The 8,153-nt window shown below is 72.6% G+C and carries 8 protein-coding genes; 5 read left to right on the top strand and 3 right to left on the bottom strand.

Annotated elements, in window-relative coordinates:
- The first annotated feature begins 154 nt into the window (after positions 1 to 154).
- Together IMZ11_RS26675 and IMZ11_RS26680 are read left to right on the top strand one after the other, a co-directional pair.
- Positions 155 to 1,384, top strand: coding sequence for a bifunctional adenosylcobinamide kinase/adenosylcobinamide-phosphate guanylyltransferase (locus tag IMZ11_RS26675; RefSeq protein WP_228645181.1), 1,230 nt, complete (start codon positions 155 to 157; stop codon positions 1,382 to 1,384).
- A gap of 172 nt (positions 1,385 to 1,556) precedes the next feature.
- Complete coding sequence (locus IMZ11_RS26680) at positions 1,557 to 2,375, top strand: adenosylcobinamide-GDP ribazoletransferase (RefSeq protein WP_228645182.1); 819 nt, start codon at positions 1,557 to 1,559, stop codon at positions 2,373 to 2,375.
- Between the two features lie 6 nt (positions 2,376 to 2,381).
- Here IMZ11_RS26680 and IMZ11_RS26685 read toward each other — a convergent pair whose 3' ends face one another.
- The 3 genes from IMZ11_RS26685 to IMZ11_RS26695 are packed head-to-tail and all read right to left on the bottom strand — an operon-like array spanning position 2,382 to position 4,664.
- Positions 2,382 to 3,302: a CPBP family intramembrane glutamic endopeptidase gene (locus IMZ11_RS26685; RefSeq protein ID WP_228645183.1), complete on the bottom strand. Its 921-nt coding sequence runs from the start codon at positions 3,300 to 3,302 to the stop codon at positions 2,382 to 2,384.
- Positions 3,303 to 3,312: 10 nt separating this feature from the next.
- Complete coding sequence (locus IMZ11_RS26690; protein WP_228645184.1) at positions 3,313 to 4,320, bottom strand: DUF1648 domain-containing protein; 1,008 nt, start codon at positions 4,318 to 4,320, stop codon at positions 3,313 to 3,315.
- Positions 4,317 to 4,664, bottom strand: coding sequence for a GntR family transcriptional regulator (locus IMZ11_RS26695; RefSeq protein ID WP_228645185.1), 348 nt, complete (start codon positions 4,662 to 4,664; stop codon positions 4,317 to 4,319). The genes IMZ11_RS26690 and IMZ11_RS26695 overlap by 4 nt, the downstream gene beginning before the upstream one ends.
- 89 nt (positions 4,665 to 4,753) lie before the next feature.
- On the opposite strand from IMZ11_RS26695, the gene IMZ11_RS26700 reads away from it, so the two are divergent.
- The 3 genes from IMZ11_RS26700 to IMZ11_RS26710 form a co-directional block, all read left to right on the top strand.
- The gene (locus tag IMZ11_RS26700; protein WP_255707152.1) at positions 4,754 to 6,292 is read left to right on the top strand and encodes a leucyl aminopeptidase; all 1,539 of its coding nucleotides are present in this window, start codon (positions 4,754 to 4,756) and stop codon (positions 6,290 to 6,292) included.
- Between the two features lie 78 nt (positions 6,293 to 6,370).
- Entirely contained in the window at positions 6,371 to 7,750 is a 1,380-nt protein-coding gene (gene lpdA / locus IMZ11_RS26705; protein ID WP_228645187.1) for a dihydrolipoyl dehydrogenase, read from the top strand.
- 32 nt (positions 7,751 to 7,782) lie between these two features.
- Positions 7,783 to 8,153, top strand: a 371-nt coding sequence (locus tag IMZ11_RS26710) for a biotin/lipoyl-containing protein (protein WP_305075908.1), incomplete at its 3' end; no start/stop codon positions are given.

Here is an 8,153-nt window from a genome sequence, read left to right on the forward strand (position 1 = left end):
CCGGGAACGGCCTTCCGACGCCCCGCCATCCGCCGCGGGCGGGCGGCACGGGAAGATGGCGTCGCGCGGACCCGGCGTACAGGACCGGGAGGAGCGAGCGACGGCCTCAGCGGGGTCCGGCACCGGGCGGGCCCTGCGGCACGGAGGGGACGAAATGAGGATATTCCTGGAGGGAACGGCCGGCCCCGAAGGATGGCCCTCCCCCGGCTGCCGCTGCGCCTCCTGCGGACGGACGAGCGCCCTGCCCCGCCGCCCCCTGTCGGTCGTCGTCGACGACGTGGTACGGCTCTCCCCCGATCCGTCCTCCACCCCCTCCCGCACGAGTCCGCGGCCGGGACCGGACGGCCACTCCATGGAGCACACTCCGGACGGTCTCGCGGTGACCGGCCCGGACGGAGGGCGGCTGCTCCACACGGGCATCCGGCGCGTAGGGAGGGAGGAGCCTCGGGACGAACAGGCGCCCGCGCCGTACGACGTGGTGCTCCTCGACCCGCTCGACCGGCCCGAGCGGCTCGGCGACCTGCGCCGGAGGGGCCGGGTGACGCCGCGCACCCGCGTCGTCGCCGTCGGCCTCGACCACCGTGTCCCGTCCGAGGCGGAGCTGGCCCGCCGGCTCGTGTTCTGGGGGGTGGAGGCCGTGCCCGACGGCACCGCGCTGGAAACGCGGGACCTGCCCTCACCCGCCCGGTCCGCGCCACGGCGCACACTCCTGCTCGGCGGCGCCCGTTCCGGCAAATCGGAGGAGGCGGAACTTCGGCTCGCGGCCGAGGCGGAGGTCACCTATGTGGCGACGGGCCCCTCGGGTGGTGACGATCCTTCCTGGCTCGCCAGGGTGCGGGCGCACCGCGACCGTCGTCCCGCGCGCTGGGGGACGGTGGAGACCACCGACCTCGCCGGGCTGCTCCGCGCGTCGTCCGGAACACTCCTCATCGACGGGCTCGGCACCTGGATCGCCGCCGTCTTCGACGAGTGCGGCGCCTGGCCGGGCCAGGAGAGCGAGACCGCACAAGGGCGGAACACCCTCGACGATCAGGACTCCCCACACGAGAACGGCGGCCCCCGCGAAGGCGCCGCTCCCCGACGGGGCGACTACCCCCACGAGGATGAGGGTCACCGCGAGAACGACGCCTTCCGTACGACCGACATGGAGCCGTCCCCGCTCGACCGGGTGGCTCTGCGGTGCGACGAGCTGGTCGAGGCGTGGCGGCGGACATCGGCACGGGTCGTCGCCGTGAGCGACGAGGTCGGGTTCGGCGTGATCCCGGCGACCGCGAGCGGCCGGCTCTTCCGCGACGCCCTGGGGCGCCTCAACCAGCGTCTCGCCCGCGAGTCCGAGGAGGTGGCGCTCATCGTGGCCGGCCGCGTGCTGCCGCTCCCGATCTGAGCCGTCTTCCGTGGCTCTCGGGGGAACTCCCGGTGGAGAGCGACAGCGTGAGGACCCGGCGGGCGAACCGACGGACACCTCCTCCGCCTCGGACACGTCCGCGTGGGGCCGAGCGACGGGCAGCGGGGAGCGCACACGTTCCAGCCGCGGCACACCACTACCATCACCCGTTGTGTCCGGAACACCAGAGCAGGACCCCGCCTCCACGGCCGCGGCATGGCGGTTCGCGCTGGGAACCCTGAGCGTGTTCCCGGTACGCGCGATCGAGGTGAATCGCCGGATCGCCGGACGCGGGATGCTCCTGGCCCCGCTCGCCGGGCTGGTGCTCGGGGTCGCCGCCGCCGCCGTGTCGATCGGTGCGCGCTGGGCGAGCGGTTCCGCGCTACTGGCCTCCGTGCTCGCGGTCGGGGCGCTCGCCTGGCTGACCCGCTGCCTGCACCTGGACGGGCTCGCCGACCTGGCCGACGGGCTGGGCAGCGGCAAGCCCGCCGATCAGGCGCTCGACATCATGAAGCGCTCCGACATCGGGCCGTTCGGCGTGGTCACGCTCGTGTTCACGCTGCTCGCGCAGGTGGCCGCGCTGACCCGGATGGACGGCTGGGGACCACCCGCGCTGATCGCCGCCTGCGTCACCGGACGGCTCGCGATCACCTGGGCCTGTCGCGTCAGCGTCCCCGCCGCCCGCCCCGGGGGGCTGGGCGCCTTCGTCGCGGGCACCGTACGGCGTGGCCCCGCCATCGCCGTGACCGCGGCGGCCCTCCTGTGCGCGGCCGTCCTCCTGCCCGCACTCGAGCCCTCGCCACTCCGGTCGGTGATCCGGTGGGCGCCGGTCGCGTACCCGCTGGCCGTGCTGGCCGGCCTCGTGGCCGCGGCGCTGCTGCGGCGGCGGGCGGTCCGCAGGCTCGGCGGGATCACGGGGGACGTGCTCGGCGCGCTGGTCGAGTGCGCGACGACCACGACCCTGCTGCTCTGCGCCTTCCTCCTCCGCTGAGGCGGTCTACGCGCCTTCACCGGAGCGGTACGGGGAGCGCAGGGCGACCACGACGACGGCGAGTACGGCCCAGCCGACGACGCCCGTGACGCCCGCGAGCGCGAGGTTGGGCGGGTGGGCCGCGTCACCGGCGAGCAGGATCAGACCGGCCGAGGCGTTGAACGCCCCGTGTCCCACCACGGCCGGCCACACGCTGCCGGTGCGCAGGCGCAGCCAGCCGAGGATCGCGCCGAGCAGGACGCAGACCCCGACGAACATCGGCGCCGCCCACGGGCCGAGGTCCGGATAGTTGTAACCGAGCAAGGTCAGCGGCGCGTGCCAGAGGCCCCAGATCACACCGGACACGAGCATGGCGCGCCACACCAGCCGGGCCGGCCGGGGCGAGGCGTCGAGGGCGGGGCCGCCGAGGAGCCGCGGCAGGAGGTACCCCCGCCACCCCCACTCCTCGCCGAGGGACGGGATCGCGTTCAGCAGCGGCGCGACGACGACCGCCGAGACGAGCTGGGTCACAGCCAGCACCTCCGGCTCCAGCGGAGCCCCGCCGGCCGCCTCCAGCTGTCGCCGGAAGAGGCTGAGCCCGCCGACGTCGAGGTCGACCGCGCCCGTCAGCGCGCTCACGGCCAGCGCGACCAGCACGAGCAGCGGCACGCCCAGCCAGGTGGCGGCGACGAGGCCGAGCGTCCTCCTGCGCACCGGCCCCCATGTGAGGCCGGTGAGGCGGGCCCATTCACGAAACGGGGTCCCGCGACGGCGGACCAGCCAGGCGGCGAACACCCCGAGGGACGGAGTGAACATCATCGCCGCCGCGACGGGCGTCACGAGCGGCGACCGCAGCCCCGAGCCGTTCAGCCACAGCGGGAGTGCCAGTAGCCACGCGCAGCCGAAGGAGACGACGAGAAACAGCGGAAGATCACTGGATCGGCGCATCGGCACTCCATCACTCTCGGGAAGCCGCACCGGAAGCCACAAGAGCGTTGAGCAGGGCGGCTCCCTGAGCCGCGTCGTCCACGCTGATGCCGAGCTCGCCGCCCGAGGTGTAGCGGACGACCAGGCACTCGCCGCCACGGATCATGATCGTGCTCTGGCCGGGCAGCCCGCGATAACCCCAGCCGCCCACGTCGGCGGGGGCACGCCGCTCGGTCCAGGCCCGGTCGAGCTTGGCGAGCGGCACCGACCTGGAGGGCCACCGCAGCGGGCCGTAGGACACCGTGAGGCCTTCCGGGCTCACCTTCACCCTTACCGAGGAGAGCCAGAGTCCGGCCAGGCCGACGACGGCGAACACCCCCGCCCCGATCCACAACTCGGCGGGGAGGCCGAAGAGGGCGCAGACGGCGAGCGACACGGCGGCGGCGAGGGCGGCGAGGGCGAGTCCCATGGCGACCGGCGAGGACACGCTGGAAACCCACACGGGCCGCTTCCCCGGGCTGAGCACGAGAGCCGGCGGCGCGACCTCGGCGGCAGCCGGCCGCTCGTCGGGCCCCGGCCGTCCGGCGAGCCAGCCGAGCCAGCCGGCCAGGAACGCGACGGCGATCACGATCGCGGCCTGCCAGCCGAGCGACGCCGCGTCCTCCCAGCGCCGCCGGTCCAGGTTGGCGCCGATCGTGAGGATCTGCAGGCCGAGTATGAAGGCGGCGCCCCAGCCCAGCCCGGCCGTGATCCAGCGGCGTGCCGCGCGCCGGTTCACCGCGCGGCCGCCGGCCGCCGCCACCAGGCAGGCTCCCGCGAGGACCACCCACAGCAGAGCGACGCAGACAAACACGGTGAACGGCATCGTGCCGTCCGGATCTCCGGAGGGCCCCCAGTGCGCGGCCAGCGGGTCGGGCAGCCGGTCCCTGAACCAGAGCGGCACGGCGACCAGCACTGCGGTGACGAGGACCGTCCACGCTCCGGCCGCCAGGAGGAAGCGCCTGCGGAAGGCCGCGTCCCGTACGGACGAGTCGTTCATGAGATTTCCTTGATCAGTTCAATGACGTCGTGGGGGCGATAGCCGTACCGGACGGCCTCATGGAGCAGGTCCCTCACCATGGCTCTGAGCGCCTCGCGGGGGTCGGGCCGGCTCAGGACCGAGACGCCGCGGCCGCGGCGGAACTCGAGCAGGCCTTCGTCTCGCAGGTCGCGCAGTGAGCGCAGGACCGTGTTGGCGTTGACGCCCAGCGCGTCAGCGAGGTCGCGGGCCGGGGGCAACCGGTCCCCCGGAGCCACGTCCCCCTGAACGATCGCCTGCCGGATGGCGTCGGCGACCTGTTCATGGAGGGGCCGCGGATCGTTGAGATCGAGCTTCAGCAACATGATGCTAGCGACATTAGCATCATCATCCAGATGGTGCTAATTCCATCAGCACCATTTCCCTCGCCCATTGGTAGGACGAACCCTCGTTTATGCGTACGCTGAAAGCGCGACTAGCATCGGCACCCGTGACCACAGTGCGCGTTCTCGCATCTGACACGGTCTCCATCGAGACCGGTGCTCTCGTAGTCGGCATCCACGCCTCATCGGACGGCCCACAGGTCGCCCCGGGCGCCGACGACCTCGACCAGGCTCTGGGCGGCACCCTCGCCGCAGCGCTCGGCGCGGTCGGATTCACCGGGAAACCCGAGGAGATCGCCAAGATCCCTACTCTCGGCGCCCTGCCCGCGCCGCTCGTGCTCGCCGTCGGCCTCGGTGAGCGGCCCGACGACGGATACGACCCGGAGACGCTGCGACGCGCCTCCGGCGCCGCGGCCCGCGCCCTCTCCGGTACGGCCTCCGCCGCCCTGGCCCTGCCCGCCTCGACGGCCGACGAGGCCGAGGCGGTCGCGCTGGGCGCGCTGCTCGGCGCCTACGAATTCAGCAGATACCGCACCGGCGAGCGCAAGGAGCCGGTCGGCGAACTGACCGTGCTCTCCGCCGCCGACGGCGCGGACGCCGCCGTGGAGCGCGCGTCGACCGTCGCCGAGGCGGTGAGCCTGGTGCGCGACCTCGTCAACATGCCCCCGTCGGACCTGTGGCCCGCGAAGTTCGCGGACATCGCCGAGGACGCCGGGACCAAGGCGGGCCTGACCGTCGAGGTGCTCGACGAGACCGAGCTCAAGGAGGCCGGCTACGGCGGCATCTCCGGCGTCGGCCAGGGCTCGGTCAACCCGCCCCGCCTGGTCCGTCTCGCGTACGGCCACCCGGACGCCTCGCGGACCGTCGCCTTCGTGGGCAAGGGCATCACCTTCGACTCCGGCGGCCTCTCGCTCAAGCCCGCCAACTCGATGGACTGGATGAAGTCGGACATGGGCGGCGCGGGCGCCGTCCTGGGCGCGCTGATCACCATCGCCAGGCTCGGCCTTCCGGTCAACGCCGTGGGCTATCTGTGCCTCGCCGAGAACATGCCGTCGGGTACGGCGATGCGCCCCTCCGACGTGCTGCACACCTTCAGCGGCAAGACCGTCGAGGTGCTCAACACCGACGCCGAGGGCCGGCTGGTGCTGGTCGACGGCATCGCGCGCGCCGCGCAGGACAGCCCTGACCTGATCGTCGACGTCGCCACCCTCACCGGCGCGCAGATCGTCGCGCTCGGCTGGCGGACCAGCGGCGTCATGGCCAACGACGACGCGATCCGCGAGGAGGTCGTCGAGGTCGCCGTCTCCCAGGGTGAGGCCGCCTGGGGCATGCCGCTCCCCGACGAACTGCGCAAGGGCCTGGACTCGCCGGTGGCCGACATCGCCAACCTCAATCCCGACCGGTGGGGCGCGATGCTCGCGGCGGGCATCTTCCTGCGCGAGTTCGTCCCGGACGGCGTTCGCTGGGCGCACATCGACATGGCGGGCCCCGCCTTCAACAAGGCGGAGCCGTACGGCTACACGCCCAAGGGCGGGACCGGGGCGATCACCCGCACGCTGGTGGCCCTGGCGGAACGCTACGCCGCCGACGGCGGACGCGCCGCCGACTGAACCACGATCTTCATAGACAAGTGAAAAGATGCTGTCGGGTCCAACCGGCGGTGTGGCAATCCAACGAGGAGCATTCCTGTGGCTGATGGCAGCGGCCCCTATGACATCGTCGTCCTAGGCGGCGGCAGCGGCGGTTACGCCTGTGCACTGCGGGCGGCCGAGCTCGGCATGAACGTCGTCCTCATCGAGAAGGACAAGGTCGGCGGCACCTGCCTGCACCGTGGCTGTATTCCCACCAAGGCCCTTCTTCACGCGGCCGAGTTGGCGGACCAGACCCGCGAGAGCGAGGCGTTCGGCGTCCGCGCGCGGTTCGACGGCATCGACGTCCCCGCGGTCCACTCGTACAAGGACAAGGTGATCAGCGGGCTCTACAAGGGCCTCGCGGGGCTCATCAAGAGCAAGAAGATCACCGTGGTCGAGGGCGAGGGCCGGCTGGCCGGCCCGAACCGCGTCGTGGTGGGCGACCAGGTCTTCGAGGGGCGCAACGTCGTCCTCGCCACCGGCTCGGTGCCCAAGTCGCTCCCCGGCCTGGAGATCGACGGCGACAAGGTCGTCTCCAGCGACCACGCGCTGGTCCTGGACCGCGTCCCCAGCTCGGTGATCATCCTGGGCGGCGGCGTGATCGGCGTCGAGTTCGCCAGCGTGTGGCGGTCCTTCGGCGCCGAGGTCACGATCGTCGAGGCGCTCCCCCACCTGCTGCCGCTCGAGGACGAGTCCAACTCCAAGCTCCTGGAGCGCGCCTTCCGCCGCCGGGGCATCAAGTACGAGCTCGGCGTCCGGTTCGAGAGCGTCAAGACCACCGACACCGGTGTCGTCGTCACCCTGGAGAACGGCAAGACCCTCGACGCCGAGCTCATGCTCGTCGCCGTGGGCCGCGGCCCGGTCTCCGCCGGGCTGGGCTTCGAGGAGGCGGGCGTCACCGTCGACCGCGGCTACGTCAAGGTCGACGAGTACTGCCAGACCGGCGTTCCCGGCGTGTACGCCGTGGGCGACCTGATCCCGACCCTTCAGCTCGCCCACGTCGGCTTCGCCGAGGGCATCCTCGTCGCCGAGCACATCGCCGGTCTGAACCCGGTCCCGATCGACTACGACGGCGTGCCGCGCATCACCTACTCCGAGCCCGAGGTGGCGTCCGTGGGCGTCAGCACCGCCGTGGCCCGCGAGCGCGGCCACGACGTGGTCGAGCTCAGCTACAACCTCGCCGGAAACGGCAAGAGCAAGATCCTGCAGACCCAGGGCGAGGTCAAGGTCGTCGCCGAGCGCGACGGCCGGGTCCTGGGCGTGCACATGGTGGGCAGCCGCGTCGGCGAACTCGTCGCCGAGGCCCAGCTGATCTACAACTGGGAGGCCACGCCCGGTGACGTCGCCCAGCTGATCCACCCGCACCCGACCCAGTCCGAGGCCCTCGGTGAGGCGATGCTGGCCCTGGCCGGCAAGCCGCTTCACGTCCACAACTAAGGCCCTCACAGGAAACGCGAGAGAAGAGAACCATGCCGGTCTCCGTAACCATGCCCCAGCTCGGAGAGAGCGTTACCGAGGGCACCGTAACCCGCTGGCTGAAGAAGGAAGGCGAGCGCGTCGAGGCCGACGAGCCGCTGCTCGAGGTGTCGACGGACAAGGTCGACACCGAGATCCCTTCGCCGTCCGCCGGCTACCTCACCAAGATCGTCGTCGCTGAGGACGAGACCGTCGAGGTCGGCGCCGAGCTCGCCGTCATCGACGCCGAGGGCGGCGCCGCCGCTCCGGCCGCTCCCGCCGCCGAGGCGCCCGCCCCGGCTCCCGAGCCCGAGCCCGCTCCTGCGCCTGAGCCGGCTCCCGCCCCGGCGCCCGCTCCGGCTCCGGCTCCGCCGATCTCCTCGAT

This window comes from Microtetraspora sp. AC03309, assembly GCF_020826795.1.
Lineage (GTDB): Bacteria > Actinomycetota > Actinomycetes > Streptosporangiales > Streptosporangiaceae > Microtetraspora > Microtetraspora glauca.